The organism is Actinomadura rifamycini DSM 43936 (assembly GCF_000425065.1).
GTDB classification, from domain to species: Bacteria; Actinomycetota; Actinomycetes; order Streptosporangiales; family Streptosporangiaceae; genus Spirillospora; species Spirillospora rifamycini.
Genome location: NZ_AULB01000007.1, coordinates 105,985 through 123,594, shown reverse-complemented (window position 1 = coordinate 123,594; position 17,610 = coordinate 105,985). Strand labels below are relative to the sequence as shown.

Annotated in this window: 15 protein-coding genes and 1 pseudogene; 7 read left to right on the top strand and 9 right to left on the bottom strand. The window is 72.7% G+C overall.

Going from position 1 to position 17,610, the window contains the following annotated elements:
- Nucleotides 1-292: 292 nt before the first annotated feature.
- Nucleotides 293-1,786, top strand: a complete 1,494-nt coding sequence (locus H505_RS39600) for a carboxylesterase/lipase family protein (RefSeq protein WP_051300142.1) — start codon at nt 293-295, stop codon at nt 1,784-1,786.
- A 234-nt stretch (nt 1,787-2,020) separates the two neighbouring features.
- Here H505_RS39600 and H505_RS0103220 read toward each other — a convergent pair whose 3' ends face one another.
- Nucleotides 2,021-2,890, bottom strand: a complete 870-nt coding sequence (locus tag H505_RS0103220; RefSeq protein WP_026400812.1) for a M23 family metallopeptidase — start codon at nt 2,888-2,890, stop codon at nt 2,021-2,023.
- Between the two features lie 12 nt (nt 2,891-2,902).
- Nucleotides 2,903-3,409 (bottom strand): ArsR/SmtB family transcription factor, encoded by a 507-nt coding sequence (locus H505_RS0103215; protein ID WP_026400811.1) that lies wholly within the window; start codon nt 3,407-3,409, stop codon nt 2,903-2,905.
- 211 nt (nt 3,410-3,620) lie between these two features.
- Between H505_RS0103215 and H505_RS52270 the strand changes: the two genes are divergently transcribed.
- Nucleotides 3,621-4,253, top strand: a complete 633-nt coding sequence (locus H505_RS52270) for a hypothetical protein (RefSeq protein ID WP_034516490.1) — start codon at nt 3,621-3,623, stop codon at nt 4,251-4,253.
- 51 nt (nt 4,254-4,304) lie between these two features.
- Here H505_RS52270 and H505_RS0103205 read toward each other — a convergent pair whose 3' ends face one another.
- From H505_RS0103205 to H505_RS0103195, 3 genes are read right to left on the bottom strand one after another with little or no spacing between them, the layout of a single operon-like run.
- The gene (locus tag H505_RS0103205; protein WP_026400809.1) at nt 4,305-4,670 is read right to left on the bottom strand and encodes a hypothetical protein; all 366 of its coding nucleotides are present in this window, start codon (nt 4,668-4,670) and stop codon (nt 4,305-4,307) included.
- Complete coding sequence (locus H505_RS0103200) at nt 4,667-5,182, bottom strand: SH3 domain-containing protein (RefSeq protein WP_157432885.1); 516 nt, start codon at nt 5,180-5,182, stop codon at nt 4,667-4,669. Before H505_RS0103200 ends, H505_RS0103205 begins: the two co-directional genes overlap by 4 nt.
- 43 nt (nt 5,183-5,225) lie before the next feature.
- On the bottom strand, nt 5,226-5,525 hold the full coding sequence (locus tag H505_RS0103195; protein ID WP_026400807.1) for a hypothetical protein: 300 nt from the start codon (nt 5,523-5,525) through the stop codon (nt 5,226-5,228).
- A 720-nt stretch (nt 5,526-6,245) separates the two neighbouring features.
- Here H505_RS0103195 and H505_RS0103190 point away from each other — a divergent pair.
- Nucleotides 6,246-6,695, top strand: coding sequence for a pyridoxamine 5'-phosphate oxidase family protein (locus H505_RS0103190; protein ID WP_245592438.1), 450 nt, complete (start codon nt 6,246-6,248; stop codon nt 6,693-6,695).
- Between the two features lie 35 nt (nt 6,696-6,730).
- Here H505_RS0103190 and H505_RS0103185 read toward each other — a convergent pair whose 3' ends face one another.
- The 3 genes and pseudogenes from H505_RS0103185 to H505_RS39595 all read right to left on the bottom strand — a co-directional run bounded on the left by H505_RS0103185 (nt 6,731) and on the right by H505_RS39595 (nt 8,039).
- Entirely contained in the window at nt 6,731-7,213 is a 483-nt protein-coding gene (locus H505_RS0103185; protein ID WP_051300138.1) for a protein-tyrosine phosphatase family protein, read from the bottom strand.
- A gap of 207 nt (nt 7,214-7,420) precedes the next feature.
- A pseudogene (locus H505_RS51400) lies at nt 7,421-7,543 on the bottom strand (IS5/IS1182 family transposase); the annotation flags it as partial.
- Between the two features lie 67 nt (nt 7,544-7,610).
- Nucleotides 7,611-8,039 (bottom strand): ATP-binding protein, encoded by a 429-nt coding sequence (locus H505_RS39595; protein WP_051300136.1) that lies wholly within the window; start codon nt 8,037-8,039, stop codon nt 7,611-7,613.
- Nucleotides 8,040-8,138: 99 nt separating this feature from the next.
- On the opposite strand from H505_RS39595, the gene H505_RS0103175 reads away from it, so the two are divergent.
- The 3 genes from H505_RS0103175 to H505_RS0103165 are packed head-to-tail and all read left to right on the top strand — an operon-like array spanning nt 8,139 to nt 9,718.
- Nucleotides 8,139-8,954 carry a helix-turn-helix domain-containing protein gene (locus H505_RS0103175; RefSeq protein ID WP_084549797.1) on the top strand — a complete coding sequence of 272 codons (816 nt, stop codon included), beginning with the start codon at nt 8,139-8,141 and terminating at the stop codon, nt 8,952-8,954.
- Nucleotides 8,951-9,139 carry a DUF397 domain-containing protein gene (locus tag H505_RS0103170; RefSeq protein ID WP_034516489.1) on the top strand — a complete coding sequence of 63 codons (189 nt, stop codon included), beginning with the start codon at nt 8,951-8,953 and terminating at the stop codon, nt 9,137-9,139. The genes H505_RS0103175 and H505_RS0103170 overlap by 4 nt, the downstream gene beginning before the upstream one ends.
- Before the next feature lie 30 nt (nt 9,140-9,169).
- The gene (locus H505_RS0103165) at nt 9,170-9,718 is read left to right on the top strand and encodes a YciI family protein (protein ID WP_026400802.1); all 549 of its coding nucleotides are present in this window, start codon (nt 9,170-9,172) and stop codon (nt 9,716-9,718) included.
- Between the two features lie 21 nt (nt 9,719-9,739).
- Here the strand turns inward: H505_RS0103165 and H505_RS47255 are convergent, their stop codons facing one another.
- Nucleotides 9,740-11,797, bottom strand: a complete 2,058-nt coding sequence (locus H505_RS47255) for a serine/threonine-protein kinase (protein ID WP_211238389.1) — start codon at nt 11,795-11,797, stop codon at nt 9,740-9,742.
- Between the two features lie 246 nt (nt 11,798-12,043).
- Between H505_RS47255 and H505_RS0103155 the strand changes: the two genes are divergently transcribed.
- Nucleotides 12,044-17,494, top strand: coding sequence for an ATP-binding protein (locus H505_RS0103155; protein ID WP_026400801.1), 5,451 nt, complete (start codon nt 12,044-12,046; stop codon nt 17,492-17,494).
- Nucleotides 17,495-17,610 lie beyond the last annotated feature (116 nt).

The following is a 17,610-nucleotide window of genomic DNA, read 5'->3' as shown; positions in this document are numbered from 1 at the left end:
GGCGAACGGTACGGTTGCCGCCTTTACGGCGGCAACCGGATAACGTCGCCGCACGTAGCGGAATCCGTCCCCGCGCCTTTCGGGGACTGAGCCCGGTGCTCTCCTGGCTGAGCTGCACGCCGCCGGCCGCACACGGCACCGCGAACGGTCATCCCGCCGCGCAACGGCACCGCGTCCCCGGGCGCCGCCACTCATCCAGGTTCGCGGATCACGGCGCCCGATTGCGCGGCGAACGCATACCCGTCCGGGGCGCCGGAGGGCAGTCTTCGCCTCCCATACCCAGGGAGGAAGCATGATTCGACGCGTACTCGGCCTCGCGGCCGCCTGCGCCGTCGCCGCGGCGCTCCTCGCGGCGCCGGCGACGGGGGCCGCGGCGGACGGCGGACCCGTCGTCGCCACCGACAAGGGGAGGGTCGAGGGTGTCGCCACCGGCCTCGGCCGGGTGTTCCGCGGCATCCCCTACGCCGCCCCGCCCGTCGGTCCGCTGCGGTGGAAACCGCCGCGGGCCGCCGCCGCGTGGGAGGGCGTCCGCCCCGCGACCGAGCACGGCGGGCCCTGCGCGCAGAACGCCTCGCCGTTCATGGGGCGCGACCAGGTCACCAACGAGGACTGCCTCTACCTGGACGTCTACACGCCCGAGCAGGCGTCCGGGGACCTCCCGGTGATCGTGTGGATCCACGGCGGCGCGTTCGCGTACGGGTCGGGCTCGACCTACGACGCGCAGCGGCTCGCCGCCGCCGGGAACGTCGTCGTGTCGATCAACTACCGGCTGGGCGTGTTCGGGTTCCTCGCGCATCCCGAGCTGCCCGCCGCGGAAGGGGCCGGGAACTTCGGGATCCTGGACCAGCAGGCCGCGCTGCGCTGGGTGAAGGCGAACGCCGCCGCGTTCGGCGGGAACCCCGGCAACGTGACGATCGCGGGCCAGTCGGCCGGGAGCGGCAGCGTCTGCTCGCACGTCCTGTCGCCGTCGTCGCGCGGCCTGTTCCACCGGGCGGTCATGCAGAGCGGCCCGTGCCAGCTCGTGGCGCGCACCCTGCCGGACGCCGAGGCCGCGGGCACCGAGCTGGCGCAGGAGGTCGGCTGCACCACCGCCGAGTGCCTGCGCGGCAGGCCCGCCGCCGAACTGCTCGACGCGACCGTCCCCGCCGAGGGCGAGTCGGCGCTCGCGCTGACCCTCGCGCCGACCACCGGCACCCCCGTCCTGCCGAAGGCCGCGGCGGACGCGTTCCCGGCGGGCGAGTACGCGAAGGTCCCGATGATGATCGGGACGACCCTGCACGAGGCGAGCACGCTCCTGCTGTCGTCCGGCGTCGAGGGCGCCCCCGACTCGCCGATCGTCCGGGCGCTGACGAACGCCGCGTTCGCCTGCCCCGCCCGCCGCGACGCGAAGGTGCTGGAGGACGGCGTCCCGGTGCACATGTACGAGTTCACCGAGCCGGACGTCCCGAGCGTCTACGCGACCCCGCCGGAGCTCGAACTGGGCGCCTACCACGGGGCCGAACTGCCGCTGCTGTTCGACTTCCCGGCCCGCCCGATCGATCTGGACGCGGCGCAGGAGCGGCTCGCCGCGACCATGGTCGGCTACTGGAGCCGGTTCGCCGCCACCGGCGACCCGAACGGCGCGGGGCTGCCGGAGTGGCCCGCGTACCGTCCGGTCATCGGCAAGGTGCAGAACCTCCACGCGGACGGCGTGACGAACGTGCGGGACGCCCGCTACTACACCGACCACACCTGCGCCCTCTGGGACAACACGGAAGGGCTCCCGGACATCCCGGGGACCGCGTGACCTGTCCCTGACGTGCGAGCGGCTCCCACTCAACCCGCTCGCACCGGGCCCGGGCGGGCCGGCTCTATGGCGGCCCGCCCGGGCCACCGGCGTGCTTCGGCCGTCTTCCGACGAGCCCCGGTTCCGCCGTGTCCGGCGCTTTTGCGCGGTCCGGGCCGCCCCGTGCCGCCGGGCCGGGTCTTCGGTCGAGCTCCTCGGCCAAGTCGTCGGCTCCGGGGCTCGGACGGGCGGGGGTCAGGCGGCCCGGTCGAGGCGGTCGCCGGCCGGGACGGTGAAGGGGTGGCGGCCTGCGGGGACGCCCTCGTGCGCGGCGCCGCCGGACTCGTAGGCGAACGTGAACGGGAGCCCGGCGGCCATTCCCGGACGCCGCCGGTCCATCAGGTGGAAGTGCAGGTGCGGTTCAGACGAGTTGCCCGAGTTGCCGCAGTCGCCGAGCGGCTGCCCGGCCGTCACGCGGTCGCCCTTGCGGACCCGCACCGACCCGCGCTTCAGGTGCGCGAACACCCCGTACACGCCGTCGCCGAGGTCGAGGATGACGTGGTTGCCGAGGATGAACCGTCCGCTGGAGAGCGTCGCCATGGACAGGATGCCCCGCGCGATGCCCTCCGCCATGAGGTACGGGAACGCGATCCACGAGTTGCGGCTCCAGTGGTCGCGCTGCCACCGGCCCACCGAGACGACGACGCCGTCCGCCGGGGCCAGCACGGGTTCCCCGAACGCCGGGAAGGCGGACGGGCGGCGCATCGGCGGCCACGCGTGCAGCGCCTCCCAGGACGCCTTCTCGTCGGGCTGGTGCACGAGGTCGATGGCGTAGGACTGGCCCAGTTCGTGCGTCCCGTGGCTCGGGACCTTGTCGGCGGGGCTGTTCACCGCCACCCAGCGGCCCCGGACGGGCGCCCGCAGCGGCACGGGGGCGCGCGGCGGCTCCGCCGGCGTGACCGCCAGCCCCGCCACGAAGACGAGCAGCCCGGCGCCGATCAGCACCGCGCCCGCCGCGCTGAGCCACACCGAGCCGTGCAGCGGCTCGGTGAAGACCAGGGCCAGGCCCGCCACGATCAGCGGGAGCTGGTACCTGCTCAGTTGGAGCACGACTTTGCCGTTCATCGGGTTCCTTCCTTACCTGCGCACGGCGGCGAGGACGGCCAGTAGCGGGACGACGCGCTCGCCCGGGACCGAGTACCGGCCGCGGGTTCCGGCGCGCAGCCATCCGGCGGTGACGAGGGCGCGCAGGTGGTGGTAGAGCTGCCCGGTGGTGCCGAGCCGCTCGTGCGCCGCCAGCTCGGACGCCGTCCGCGCGCCGCGCAGGATCTCCTGCAGCAGCAGGAGCCGCACGGGATGGCTGAGCGCCGCCAGGGCGGGCGCCAGCTCGCCCCAGTCGGTGTCGAGCAGCTCGTCGGCCGTCCGGCCCTCCTGCCATTCGTAGTGCTCACCGGTGGGCAGGTCGACGGTGCCGGTGAACATCACCGCGCCCGGTTCGGCGACCCGCACCTTGAGTCCGTTCAGGGCCCAGAAGACGTCGCCGTCGAGCGGTTCGGACGCCGCCGGGGCCGCGTCGCCGGGCCCCTCCAGGCGTTCGACGCGCCGCTCGAGCCGCGCGAGCCGCTCCTCCAGTCCGTCCTCCATGGCTCCAGAATAACGTAATTCCGTAGGAGTGGCGACCCGAAGGGAGGTCGGCGAGGTGAGTTCTACGTAATTCCGTAGTCAGGGCGAGGGGGGAGCGCGAGGAGGGGCCGGTTCGCCCGTGCGGGGGAGGCGGCCCGCCCGCACGGGCGAGGCGCCTCCCCGGGGCCCTTCGGCAGCCTCGACGGAGATCGACCAGACCCCGGAGGGAACCATGCCGAAACTGCGCACCGCCGCCGCCCTGACCGTGGCCGCCGCCACCGCCCTCACCGTCACGGCGGCCGTCGCCCCCGCCGCGTCCGCCCGTCCCGAGAAGAAGGAGCCGAAGGTCGCGAGCGTCACCGGATGGGGGGAGATGCGCCGGACGTACCACCAGGACCAGGACGTCCGCGCGTTCGCCTTCGACGCCCGCGCGACCCCCTACGCCACCGCCGAGGGCGACTTCCCCGGCTCCCCCAACGACGCGAAGGGCACGGTCCGCATCTCGCACTACTCGCCCGGCCTGAACGTGACGATCACGGCGTCCGGGCACGTCGACTCCCTGACGACCGCCCCCGGCTACGCGGCCATGACCGCCGTCATCGACGAGGTGAGCGAGGGCGGCCCGGACTGGGTCGGGCGCCGCCTCGGGTTCAGCGTCTACGACGGCGGCAAGGACAGGCCCGGCCGCACCCGCGACCGCGTCGGCTACGGCTGGGAGTTCATGAACCTCACGCAGGACGAGAACGGCCGGTGGATCGAGAACCCCCACACCGGGAAGGGGATGGCGCCGGCCCCGTTCGGTCCGGTCACCCGGGGCGGCTTCACGGTCGTCCACAAGGACCTGCCGCCCGTCCCGGGGAACTGACCGAACGCCCCGCTCACACCGTGCCGGGGCCCGGCCTCCGCTCGGCGGCGTTCAGCACTCGCGGAGCGAGTAGGGATTCAGGCCGCCGCCCCACAGCCACGCATGCCCCTCCCAGCCGTACCGGATCTTGACCCAGTCCGACCTGGTGCGGCCCCAGGAGGTCATCGTCGCGCCGTTGGGGATCTGGCACAGGGCGCTCGCCTCGGCGGGCGGCATGATGGAGCCGATGACTCTGCCGGGCGGGATGCCCGGCGCGCCTGGATCGCTCCGGATGTGCAGGGGCCTGGCCCAGTCGCCGACGGTGACCCGGTCCGCGCGGGTGCGGGCCGGAGAGTCGGCGTTCGCGGCCGAGGGCGGCACCACGGCCAGCAGCGCCAACGCCGCGACCGTCCCGGCCCCGATGCGGGTGATGTTCATCGGCCTTCCTCCTCACGAGCCGGGCAGTCGTCCGGGCCGGCCGCGCCGCCCGGTGCGCTCCTGTCGCACCCGCCGCACGGGGGAGGCGCGGCGTGGGGGTTGAGCCCGCCGTCCCACACCCAGGCGGTGGGCGGCGAGCCCAGCCTGATCTTGATCCAGATCGAGCCGGTCCGTCCGTAGGCGGTCATGTCGGCGCCCTTGGTCCAGCAGACGGCCGAGGCGGGAGCCCCGGGCCGCATCGTGCCGATCACGTCGCCCGGCTGCCCGCCCGGCCAACCCGGGCTGTTCCGGACACGCAGGAAGGGCTGCGCCCACTGCGCGACCTGGACGCGGACGTCCCGGCGGGCCGATGTCGACACGGCGGACGGGCCGCTGGCGGCCGCCGCTTCCGCCGGGGCCGCCGCGCGCGCGGCGGACGTGGTCTCCGCGGCCCCGGCGGGCGCGGAAAGGGTCATGAGCAGGCCGCCGGCCGTGGCCAGGAGGCCGACCCCCAAGAGTTTCGGGGCGGTCATGGTCGTCTTTCCTTTCGGCTGAGCGAGGTGAACGCGGGCGGCGCTACCGGAGCGTCAGGTCGCCCTGCACCCGCACGTCGACGCGTTCGTTGGTGTTGGCGATGAGCTGGACGTTGTGCGTCGCGCCGGTCCTGTTGTGCCAGACGCGGGCGCTCTCGCCGGGGCGCATGGCGTACTTGACGCAGCCGTGGTCCCAGCCTCCGCCCGCCGGTTCCAGGCAGAATGCGACCGGTTTGCCGCCCGAGGCCACCAGGCGGATGTGCACCTCCTGGCCGGGCGCGACCAGGAACGGGTTGCTGCACACCGTGTAGACCACCGACAGACCCGGCACCACGCAGTTCACACGCGTCGCCGACTCCGCACTGCGTATCTCCCGCCCCGCCGCCGTACCCGTACCGACTCCCTGCGCCGCCACAACGGCGGCCGCCACGGTCGCGACGGTGAACGCCCCCCGTCTTCGAGCCACGGCCCTGAACTTCGTCACCATGCACTGGCCTCCCTCGGCCTGATGGACATCCGCCCGGATGACGGTCGGTTCGTTCGGCGGGCACCGCGACGACTTCACAACCTGCCGAGAGCCGACCGACTCCGGATGCCGCCGATGCTTTCCCGCCGCACTCTCACCCCGGTCACTCCCCGGTCACAGGACCCGCGGCGACGGCTGGCAGCCGGACGAGTTGTGCGAGTTGTTCCATCGGGTGGCGCCGCCTGCGCCGACACGGCCGCAGGGGGGTGAAGGTTGGGGCGATCCGGGCGAGCCGGGCGAGCCGGGCGTAGGGGGTGACAGGGTGCTCTGGTGTTCCGCGCCGGTTCCGTGCAACTCAGGGCCGGGAGATCTTCGTGCGAGCGGAGAGCGGGTGGTTCGGGGGAGTCCTCGGCGGGGGAGGGATGCTGCCTGGCCCGCTCATGGTGCGTCGGCGATGGTCGCATGAGCCCGTGGTGGGCACGGGACATCAGCGTTGTCCGGAGAACCAGCCCTCTTGATCAGCAAGTCGGGTCGGTGAAGGATGCTTCGGAACGTCGCGAGTGGTCAGGGGGAGCGGTGCCAGGCGAATTGGTCGAGGTGGCGTTGGAGCTTCTGCGGACCAACCCGTACGGGTTCCTGACGACGGTCGACGATGGGCGACCGCATACCCGGCTCGTCCAGCATGTGGGGGTCGATGACGACGGGACCGTCTGGATCGGGACGAGCCCGGCCTCCCGCAAGGCCGCCGAGGTCTCGCGGGGGCCGCATGTGTCCTATGCGGTGGAAGACCGGGCCGCCTTCGCCTACGTGTGCCTCCAAGCGGACGCCGAAGTCGTCGACGACGTGGCGGAACGGGTGGCCCGGTGGGAGGAGGGTTTGAAGAGCTTCTTTCCGGACGGCCCGGCCGGGAACGACTTCGTGCTGATCCGGCTCACTCCGCACATGGTCGAACTCATGGACTTCTCCCGCAGGATCCACCCCGACCCCTACGGACTGGTTCCGGCCGCGGCCGAGCACCGTGACGGGTCGTGGTCGACCACCCGGTGACGTGCGGACTCCGCCCGTCCCGTAGGGGCGCCGCCTCAGCCTGGTGGGAAGTTGCGCACCCAGCGGCGCTGCCACGGGGTCTCGACGGCCCGCTTGTGGTGGTGCTCGCGCGCCCAGCCGACGGCGTTCCCCGGGGCGACTCCCGCCAGGACGGCGAGGCAGGCGATGACCGTTCCGGTGCGGCCGATGCCGCCCCCGCAGGCGACCTCCACCGCCTCGCCCGCTTTGGCCCGTTCATGCAGGCCCCGGATCTCCCGGACGGCCGTGTCCCGGTCGCGGGGGAGCCGGAAGTCGGGCCATTCGATCCACGTGTGCGGCCACCGCAACTCGTCCTCGTGGCGCTCGCGGAGTTTCGCGGTGCCGAGGTAGAGCCCGAAGCCGGGTTCAGGACCGGACGCGGGTCCATTGCGCAGGCCGCGTCCTCGCACCCAGGAGTCGTCCGGTAGGCGGATCGCGCCCGCGAGGCGTCCGCCCGTGCCGGTGCCCTTGCCGTCCTGCTCGTTCGTCGTTTCGTTCATCAGGAACCTCCCTGCCCATTGCGCGAGATGGTGACGACGTGCTTTCTGTGAGGCGTCCTGATCACGAACTCAAAGCTACGAAGCCGATGCGGCATTCGCTATGGGGTTCCCCTCACGGCGTACTGTGGTCGACCGCAGTACGAATGGGGTGTCGCGGCGGCGAACGTGACCGTACTCTCGCCCTGCTCCGCCAGGCGCCCGCCGTGGGAAGGCGGTGCGGTCGTTGACGTTCCCGGCGGTCACCTGGATCGACGGCGGCAGGCCGCGCCCGTCGGCGGTCAGGTGGACCTTGGTGGTCAGCCCGCCCCGCGACCGCCCGAGCGCCTGCCCGCCGACCTGTCGGGGTGTCCGGCTCGTCCCGCCGGGTAGCCGAACACCAAGATTCACCGGACAGGCTCTAAGGGCTGAGCCGGGCCCAGACCCACTTCCCGCCCTTGGGATCCCGTGTGACGCCGCACGCGGACGAGAGCGCCTGGACGAGCGGCAGCCCGCGCCCACCGGCATCCTCGAACGAGCCGTCCGCCGCGCCGAGGTCGTCCGGTACGACTTCCGGCAGCGGCCGGGCCTGCGGGATCTCCGGGCTCGCGTCCCACACCGCGACGACGATCCCGCCGACGTCCCGGCTCACCTGGAGCCGGATCTCCTCATGCGGCGTCTGCCGCGCCGCGTTCGTGACGAGTTCCGACACGATGAGAAGCGCATCGTCCGAAATGTGGCGACAATTCCACTGGTTTAGCCGGGCGCCCGCTAGCGTCCGCGCAAGCCCCACGGCCGACGGCGTCCCCAGCAGCGGAATGATCAGGTCCCCGGTCGCAGTGATCGACATCGATCCCCCTCGCCTCGATTTTCGTTTTCCTGTGACGAGGGTCGCTGACGTCTTCTATGGTCGGCGTGTTGATGTAAACAGACATAAACAGGAGCGGTCTTGCCGATCGTCCGCGAACCTCTCGACCCCAAGGCGTCTCAGTGGCACTTCCTTGCCTTCTACCTGCGGTTTCTTCGAGAGAGGGCCGGGCTGTCGCTGACCCAGTGCGGCCGAATTCTCAATGTCGCCAGGTCGACTGTTTCTAACATGGAGGCGGGACGGCTTCGCCCGCATGAAGGTCATCTTGTGAAGCTGGACGAGAAATATGGCACTGGTGAGTTGTTGCGGGTAATGCTGTGGTATGCCCGGATGGCTCACGATCCGGACTGGTTTGGGCAGTTCTCTGCTTATGAGCAGGAAGCCAAGTCGATCAAGATCTACCATGGGCTGGCTGTTCCGCACCCCGTGCAAACCGAGGAATACACGTGCTCGCTGGTATCGGCTGGTTCCCTGAAGGGGCTCGAAGGCGAGTTGCGGGAACGAGCCGAGCGGAAGGCCGCCATCCTTGGGCGCGAGGAGCCGCCCGACTTGTGGGTCCTGCTGGGCGAAGGCGCGTTGACGCAAGTGGTCGGTGGCGCCGACGTGATGGCGGCGCAACTTCGCTACCTGCTGACGTTGGCGGATGAGCGTCGCGCAAGTATCCGGATCGTGCCCTTCTCGGCGGGTGGGACGCGTGGGGTGGATGGCTCGCTCCAGATAATCCGGCTAGACGTCCGTGACGTCGCGTATGTGGGCGCTCAGTGTGGCGGACGTCTGATCGAATCACCTGGCGAAGTGAGGGAGGTAGCGGATATATTCGACCAAATCGGCGCAAATGCCCTGCCGGAGAGTGACTCCCGGAAGATGATCAAACGGTACTTGGAGAGATATACATGATCATCCGGTGGCGTAAGAGTTCCTACAGTGGTGGCGTGAGCGACAAGGCTTGTGTCGAGTTGGGTCGTTTTGCGGACGGCGTCGGGGTGCGGGACTCCAAGGACCCTGGGGGCGGGCATCTGGTGCTCAGCGTGGACGCGTTCGCCGGGCTGGTGGACGAGTTGAAGCGGCGGTCCGTGCGCTGACGGGCGGTTCGCGGCTGGGAGACTCGGCGGGTGGAATTCTTCTGCTACCACCGAGACCGGCCGGGATCCCTGGAGCTTCGCCATGCGCTGGTCGAGGAGCACTGGTCGTACATGGACCGGTTCGACCGGCGACTGATCGCGCGCGGGCCGACGTTCCGGGAGGACGGCGAACTCTCCGGGAGCGTGCACATCGTCGACCTGCCGGATGCGGCCGCCGTCCGGGCGTTCGCGTTCGACGAGCCCTGCTACCAGGCCGGGGCGTATCGGGACGTGCTGGTGCGGCGGTGGCGCAACGCGCTGGGGCGCACGATGTGGGACTTCCCCGGCGGCCGGGCCGCGGACGACCGGTACCTGGTGCTCGGCCTCGGCTCCGGTGAGGGCGCCGACCTCGACGTGCCGGACGGGTGGAAGGACGACCTGATCGCGTACGGGCCGCTGCTGTCGGACGACGGGACCGCCTGGCTGGGGACGGCGGCACTGGTCCGCGCGGCGGGGCCGGACGCGGCGCGCGCCGTCCTGACGGAGGACCGCTACGCCGCCGTCGAGGTGCACGCCTGGGAACCCGGCGGCCGCCGCTGAACGAGGGGCGGAACCTTCCGTTCAGAGCATGTCCGCAGCGCGGCGACGTCGGCGCCGGGCGAGCTTGTTCACGTGTGCGAGTCTTGCGTAGCCCGCCCAAACGGCGAAGGCGATGACGCCGCCGATGAGAGCGATCGCCAATGCCTCCGAAGGATTCTCGCTGTTCCGCACATGAATACCGCAGATGAAAACCTCGGCGACGACGATGAAGACGAAGATGCTCAAGTACGAACCTTTGAACCCCGCAGTGTGGTCGAGGGCGTCGGCGGCCATGTGGGACGCGAGGTAGGGCAGGCCCGTCGCGAGGGGAAGGTGTCCTGCCGAGTACATCAGCAGGTCCGCGATCCGTCGTCCTCGCTCGGCGGAGTAGTCGAGCGAGTTCCTGTAGATCTCTTGCTGTAGCGACCAGGCCAGGAGGGAACCCAGGTGGATCTGGGTGTTCTGGGGAAGCGCTTCGGAATGCTGTGCCAACCGCTCCACTGCCTGGGTGAGGCGGTCGAGGTCCAACTGCGGCGTTACGACTTCGGGGATGGTCTTCTCGGTGTCGTGCGCGTTCATATTGACCAGCAGGACCGGGCCGGTGGCGAGCCAATGCCCCTCGGGGAGGGCCGCCTTCACGCGTAGGACGGCGCGGAGGGCGGCGGGCGAGATGTCGGTCGCCGACGCCTCGGCCTTGGCGAGGCGACGGTACCGGGCTGCGATTTCCGCGTCGCCGGGGGCGAGCTTGAACGCTTTGATGACGTCTGCCCTCCTGCCGGACGCGGACAGCCGCCATGCGTACTCGGTGCGGATCGGAGCGTCGCCGGGGGCCAGTTCGTGTGCCTTTCTGGCCGATTCGACGGTCCCGTCGGTGAGAAGCGCTCGGATGTATGCGCTGGTGACCTCGGTGTCGTCCGGGGCGACCTCGTGGGCGAGCCGGAGGTCCGGGAGCCCGTTGCGGCCTTCGGCGATGGACGCCCGGGCGCGTTGCAGGAGGCAGCGGGCGTGCAGGGGATCCAGTGCGAGCCCGCGTTCCGCCTGGTGCGCGGCGAGCCGTGTCTTGCCCGCGGCGACGCTTCGGCCGGCGAGTTCGGCCCAGCCGTCGGGGTCGTCGGCGGTGACGGTGTGCTCCGGGGCGGGCGCCGGAAGCCGGACGGTGCCCGCCGCGGCGTTGCCGAGGACGGTCCGTGAAGGGGCGAGCGAGCGCAGCTCCGCCACGATCTCGGCGGCGGTGGGGCGGGCGGCCGGATCCTTCGAGAGGGCGCGCATCACCAGTGGGAGCAGCGGGCCGTCGATCCCGCGGACGACGGGCTCGGCTTCCAGGATGCGTGCGTGCAGGGTCCGGTGGTCCTCGCCGAACGGGGGAGCGCCCGACGCGGCGTGCACCATGGTCCCGGCCCAGGCGAACAGGTCGGTGGAGGGGGTCACCCGGTGGCCGAGGAGCTGCTCCGGCGCCATGAACGGCGGGGTGCCCACTTGCAGACCGGTGGCGGTGATCCGTGTGCCGCGCTCGGCGAGGAGCGCCAAGCCGAAGTCGATGACGCGGGGGCCGTGCGGGCCGAGCAGCACGTTCGCGGGCTTGAGGTCGCGGTGGACGATCCCCTCGGCGTGGACGTGCTCGAGCGCGGCGGCGATGCCGACGGCCGCCTCCTGCAAGGCGTCGGTGCGCAGGGGGCCGTGCCTCTTCACCTGCTCGGCCAGGGACGGGCCGGGGATGTACTCGATGACGAGGTACGGCGGGTCGGCGTCCGGGTCGGCGTCCAGCAGAGCGGCCGTGCAGCGGCGCCCGAGGCGTCGCAGCATGGCGATCTCGCGCCGGAAGCGCGCGGGGACGGTGCCGTCCTCGTCGCGCACCAGTTCGGCGCGGATCGTCTTGACGGCGACACGGCCGCCCTCGCCGTCCTCCGCCAGATAGACGGCGCCCATGCCCCCGGCGCCGATGCGTCCCAAGATTCGGTGGCCGCCGATCATCACGGGGTCGTCGGGATGCAAAGGGCCCATGGACCTGCCTAAGGGGAAAGCGCCGGGGAGGCGGGGCGGTGCGGACGCCGAAGATCGCGCCGTTCTTCCAGGGAACACGCGGTCGGATCCGCCCGGCAAGACCCGGTAACGGACCGTATGCGGACACCGCTGGGGGCCGTCACCGCAAGGTGTCCGGACGGGGCGGGGCGGGTAGGCATCGGGGAGCTCTTGCGGCGTCGCGGCTTCGCAGGTGCTTCCGGGGTGTTTGGAGGAATCCCACAAACCTCGCAGGGCAGCATGCGTTGTCGGCGGCATGGAACTACCGGCCGAATGACGAGAGGCTGACGCCGCCGGTCTGTCACGCGTCTACAGGGGGTTCGGTCAGTGTTCAGTCGTGTCGCCATCGTCAACCGTGGTGAGGCCGCGATGCGGCTCATCCACGCCGTGCGGGACATCGCCGCGGAGACCGGGACACGGATCGAGACCGTCGCCCTGTACACGGACGTCGATCGTGCCGCCGCGTTCGTCCGCGAAGCGGACCGCGCGTACGACCTCGGGCCCGCGTCGGCGCGGCCGTACCTCGATCTGGACGTGCTGGAGCGCGCGCTGGTGGAGTCCGGCGCCGACGCGGCGTGGGTCGGCTGGGGGTTCGTCGCGGAGGACCCGGCGTTCGCGGAGCTGTGCGAGCGGATCGGGGTGGCGTTCGTCGGGCCGAGCGCGGAGGCGATGCGGCGGCTCGGCGACAAGATCGGCGCGAAGCTGATCGCCGAGGAGGTCGGGGTGCCGGTGGCGCCCTGGAGCCGGGGCGCGGTCGAGAGCCTGGACGCGGCGGTGGCGGCGGCCGCGGAGATCGGGTACCCGCTGATGCTGAAGGCGACGGCGGGCGGCGGGGGCCGCGGCATCCGCATGGTCGCGAACGAGGCGGAGCTGGTGGACGCCTACGAGCGCACCGGCCAGGAGGCCGCGCGGGCGTTCGGCAGCGGCGTCGTGTTCCTGGAGCGGCTGGTCACCGGGGCGCGGCACGTCGAGGTGCAGGTCATCGCGGACGGCGAGACGGCGTGGGCGCTCGGCGTGCGGGACTGCTCGGTGCAGCGGCGCAACCAGAAGGTCATCGAGGAGTCGGCGTCGCCGGTGCTGCGGCCCGAGCAGGCGGCCGAGCTGAAGGCGTCCGCCGAGCGGCTCGCGGTCGCCGTCGGGTACCGGGGGGCGGCGACCGTCGAGTTCCTGTACCACCCGGGCGACGAGATGTTCGCGTTCCTGGAGGTCAACACGCGCCTCCAGGTGGAGCACCCGATCACCGAGGCGACCACCGGGTACGACCTGGTGAAGGCGCAGCTGCACGTGGCGTCGGGCGGACGGCTGGAGGGGGAGCGGCCCGTGGAGCGCGGGCACGCGGTCGAGGCGCGGCTGAACGCCGAGGACCCGGACCGCGACTTCGCGCCGTCCCCCGGGCGCATCGCGCGGCTGGAACTGCCCGCGGGGCCGGGCGTGCGGGTGGACACCGGCGTCGCCGAGGGCGACACGATCCCCGCCGACTTCGACTCGATGATCGCGAAGATCATCGCCTACGGCCGGGACCGGGACGAGGCGCTGGCCCGGCTGCGGCGGGCGATGGCGCGCACCACCGTGATCATCGAGGGGGGCGCGACGAACAAGGGCTTCGTCCTCGATCTGCTGAACCGGCCCGAGGTGATCGACGGCAGCGCGGACACCGGCTGGATCGACCGGGTGCGGGAGGCGGGCGGGCTCGTCTCGCACCGGCACTCGGGGGTCGCGCTGGTGGCGGCGGCCATCGAGGTGTACGAGGAGGAGGAGCGCGCGGAGCGGGCGCGGCTGCTGGCGACGGCGTCGGGCGGACGCCCGCAGGTGCGGCACGAGAGCGGCCGGCCGCTGGACCTGAAGCTGCGCGGCGCCGGGTACCGGGTGCGGGTGGCGCGGGTCGGCGCGCACCGGTTCCGGGTGGGCGTCGAGGCGGGCGGCGACGTCCGCGCCGCCGATGTGGAGCTGGAGCGCTTCGACCGGCACGCGGGCCGCATCACGGTCAACGGCGCCCGGTACCGGCTGGTCACCGGGACGCACGGGCCCGTCCACCTGGTCGAGGTGGACGGCGTCCCGCACCGGGTCAGCCGGGACGAGGGCGGCGTCGTCCGCGCGCCCGCGCCCGCGCTGGTCGTCGCCACGCCGCTGGAGGCCGGCGCCGAGGTCGAGGCGGGCGCGCCGATCCTCGTGCTGGAGAGCATGAAGATGGAGACGGTGCTGCGGGCGCCGTTCAAGGCGCGGCTGAAGGAATGCGTCGTGTCGGCGGGCAGCCAGGTGGAGGCCGGTGCGCCGCTGCTGAGGCTGGAGCAGCTCGCGGACGACGTGGAGGCCGCGGAGACCGCGGTCGGCGGGGCCGTCGAGCTGGAGCTGCCCGCCGCGCCCGCGGCGGTCCCGGCGCGGGAGCGCGCGGCGCGCGGCCTGGAGGACCTGCGCAGCCTGCTGCTGGGCTTCGACGTCGACCCGCACGACGAGGGGCGCGTGCTCCAGGACTACCTCGCCGCGCGCGCCGCGGCCGCCGCGGACGGGCACCGGCCGCTGGCGGCGGAACTCGCGCTCGTCGACGTGTTCGCCGACCTCGCCGAGCTGGGCCGCGACCGTCCGGCGGGCGGCGACGAGGGCCACGTGCACAGCGCCCGCGAGCACTTCCACACCTACCTGCAGAGCCTCGACGTGGAGCGGGCCGGGCTGCCGGACGCGTTCCGGGAGCGGCTCGGCAAGGCGCTCGCGCACTACGGCGTCACCGACCTGGAGCGCTCGCCGGAACTGGAGTCCGCGGTGTTCCGCGCCTTCCTCGCGCGGCAGCGGGCGTCCGCCGACGCGGCGGTCGTCGCGGCGCTGCTGCGGGCGTGGCTGCTGGAGCCGCCGCCGGACGAGCGGATGCGCGAGACCGTCGGGCTCGCGCTGGAGCGGCTGGTGGCGGCGGCGCAGGTCCGGTTCCCGGTGGTGTACGACCTGGCGTGCGGCGTGGTGTTCGCGTGGTTCGCGCAGCCGCTGCTGCGCCGCAACCGCGCCCGCGTGTACGCCGACGTCCGCAAGCACCTGCGGTACCTGGACGCGACGCCGGACGCGCCGGACCGCGCGGAGCGGATCGCGGAGATGGTGCGCAGCACCGAGCCGCTGGTGCGGCTGCTCGGGCGGCGGCTCGACCGCGGCGACGCCGACAACACGGTCATGCTGGAGGTGCTGACCCGCCGGTACTACGGCAACAAGGGCCTCATCGGCGTCGGCACCCGGGAGGCGGCGGGCTGCACGTTCGTGGTCGCCGAGCGGGCGGGCTCGTGCCTGGTGTCGGCGGCGGTCCGCTTCGAGGCGCTGGGCGGCGCGCTGCGCGGCCTCGCGGAGCTGGCGGGCGACGAGGACGTCGACGCCGACATCTACCTCGCGTGGGAGGGGCAGCCGGACGACTTCGACGCGATGGCGGCCGCGCTGCACGAGGTCGTCGCCGCGCACCCGCTGCCGGACCGGGTCCGCCGCATCACCGCGACGGTCGCGGGCAGCCGCGGCGCGGTGATGCACCACCACTTCACGTTCCGCCCGTCCGGGGACGGCATGGCGGAGGAGCGGCTGATCCGCGGCCTGCACCCGTACATCGCGCAGCGGATGCAGCTGGAGCGGCTGAGCGAGTTCGACCTGACCCGGCTGCCGTCGTCGGACGAGGAGGTCTACCTCTTCCAGGCGGTCGCGAAGGAGAACCCGGCGGACGACCGCCTCGTCGCGTTCGCGCAGGTGCGGGACATGACGGAGCTGCGCGACCAGGACGGCCGGCTGGTCACCCTGCCGATGGCCGAGTACACGATCGCGAGCTGCCTCGACTCGATCCGCCGCGCGCGGGAGCTGCGCCCGTCGAAGAAGCGGGTCGGCACCAACCGCATCGTCGTGTACGTGTGGCCGCCGATCAGCCTCACCCGGGCGGAACTGGAGATGATCGTCGGGCGGGTGCTGCCGACGGCCGCGGGCGCCGGGCTCGAGGAGATCCTGATCATCGGGCGGCGGCGCGACCGGGAGACCGGCGAGCTGAGCAAGATGGCCGCGCGCGTCGCGTTCGGCGCGGCCGGGGGCGTCCGGGTGACGGTCGGGGAGCCGTCCGACGAGCCGGTCGAGCCGGTCGGCGGCTACCGGCAGAAGGTGCTGCGCGCGAGCGCCCGCAACACCGTGTACCCGTACGAGCTGACGCGGATGCTCGGCGACTTCGTCGAGCACGACCTCGACGGCGCCCACGCGCTGGTGCCCGTCGACCGGCCCGCCGGGCGCAACACGGCGGCGATGGTCGCGGGCGTCGTCCGCACGCCGACCCGGCTGCACCCGGAGGGCGTCACGCGGGTCGTGCTGCTCGGCGACCCGACGAAGTCGCTCGGCGCGCTGTCGGAACCGGAGTGCCGCCGCGTGATCGCCGCGCTGGACCTGGCGGAGCGGATGCGGGTGCCGCTGGAGTGGTACGCGCTGTCGTCCGGCGCCCGGATCTCCATGGACTCGGGCACGGAGAACATGGACTGGGTGGCGGCGGCGCTCAAGCGGATCGTCGAGTTCACCCAGGACGGCGGCGAGATCAACATCGTGGTCGCGGGCGTCAACGTCGGCGCGCAGCCGTACTGGAACGCCGAGGCGACGATGCTGATGCACACCAAGGGCGTCCTCGTGATGACGCCCGACTCGGCGATGGTGCTCACCGGCAAGCAGGCGCTGGACTTCTCCGGCGGCGTGTCGGCCGAGGACAACTTCGGGATCGGCGGCCACGACCGGGTGATGGGCCCGAACGGGCAGGCGCAGTACTGGGCGCCCGACCTGGTGTCCGCGCGGGACGTGCTGATGGCGCACTACGAGCACACGTACGTCGCGCCGGGCGAGGACGGGCCGCGGCGGGCGGAGACGGCCGACCCCGCCGACCGCGACGTCTCCGACTTCCCGCACGCCGTCGAGGGCAGCGACTTCACGACCGTCGGGGAGATCTTCTCGGCGGCCGCGAACCCGGACCGCAAGAAGCCGTTCGACATCCGGACCGTGATGCGCGCCCTGTCCGACCAGGACCACCCGGTGCTGGAGCGCTGGGCGGGGATGGCCGACGCGGAGACCGCGGCGGTGCAGGACGTGCACCTCGGCGGCATCCCGGTGTGCCTGCTCGGCATCGAGTCGCGGCCGGTGCCGCGGCGCGGGTTCCCGCCCACCGACGGGCCGGACGCCTACACGGCGGGCACGCTGTTCCCCCTGTCGTCGAAGAAGGCGGCGCGGGCGATCAACGCGGCGAGCGGCAACCGGCCGCTGGTGGTGCTGGCGAACCTGTCGGGCTTCGACGGGTCCCCGGAGTCGCTGCGGAAGCTGCAGCTGGAGTACGGGGCGGAGATCGGGCGCGCGATCGTGAACTTCCGGGGCCCCATCGTGTTCTGCGTGATCTCGCGGTACCACGGCGGCGCGTTCGTGGTGTTCTCGAAGGCGCTGAACCCGGACATGACGGTGTTCGCGCTGGAGGGCTCGTTCGCGTCGGTGCTGGGCGGCGCGCCCGCCGCCGCGGTGGTGTTCACCCACGACGTGGACGCCCGCACCGCGGCCGACCCGCGGGTGCGCGACCTGGAGGGCCGCGCGGCGGCCGCCGCCGGTCCGGAGCGCGCCGCGCTGCTCGCCGAGCTGGTCGAGCTGCGCGCGTCGGTGCGGACGGAGAAGCAGGCCGAGGTGGCCGCGGAGTTCGACCGGGTGCACGACATCCGGCGCGCGGTGGAGGTCGGCTCGGTCGACGCGGTCATCGGCGCCGCGGAGATGCGCCCGCGGATCATCGAGGCCCTGGAGGCCCGCCTGGCGCGGTAGCCGCCCCCTGGGGCGTCCGGCCGTCGACCGGCCCGGGTCCGCGCGGAGGCGCGCGGGCCCGGGCCGGTGGCGTTCCACGGACCCTTGACACATAGCGACCGATTGGTTTCTATGTT

Coding starts and splice junctions, on each gene's coding strand:
- H505_RS39600 (WP_051300142.1), top strand. CDS start 293: ATGATTCGACGCGTACTCGGCCTCGCGGCCGCCTGCGCCGTCGCCGCG.
- H505_RS0103220 (WP_026400812.1), bottom strand. CDS start 2,890: ATGAACGGCAAAGTCGTGCTCCAACTGAGCAGGTACCAGCTCCCGCTG.
- H505_RS0103215 (WP_026400811.1), bottom strand. CDS start 3,409: ATGGAGGACGGACTGGAGGAGCGGCTCGCGCGGCTCGAGCGGCGCGTC.
- H505_RS52270 (WP_034516490.1), top strand. CDS start 3,621: ATGCCGAAACTGCGCACCGCCGCCGCCCTGACCGTGGCCGCCGCCACC.
- H505_RS0103205 (WP_026400809.1), bottom strand. CDS start 4,670: ATGAACATCACCCGCATCGGGGCCGGGACGGTCGCGGCGTTGGCGCTG.
- H505_RS0103200 (WP_157432885.1), bottom strand. CDS start 5,182: ATGACCGCCCCGAAACTCTTGGGGGTCGGCCTCCTGGCCACGGCCGGC.
- H505_RS0103185 (WP_051300138.1), bottom strand. CDS start 7,213: ATGAACGAAACGACGAACGAGCAGGACGGCAAGGGCACCGGCACGGGC.
- H505_RS39595 (WP_051300136.1), bottom strand. CDS start 8,039: ATGTCGATCACTGCGACCGGGGACCTGATCATTCCGCTGCTGGGGACG.
- H505_RS0103170 (WP_034516489.1), top strand. CDS start 8,951: ATGATCATCCGGTGGCGTAAGAGTTCCTACAGTGGTGGCGTGAGCGAC.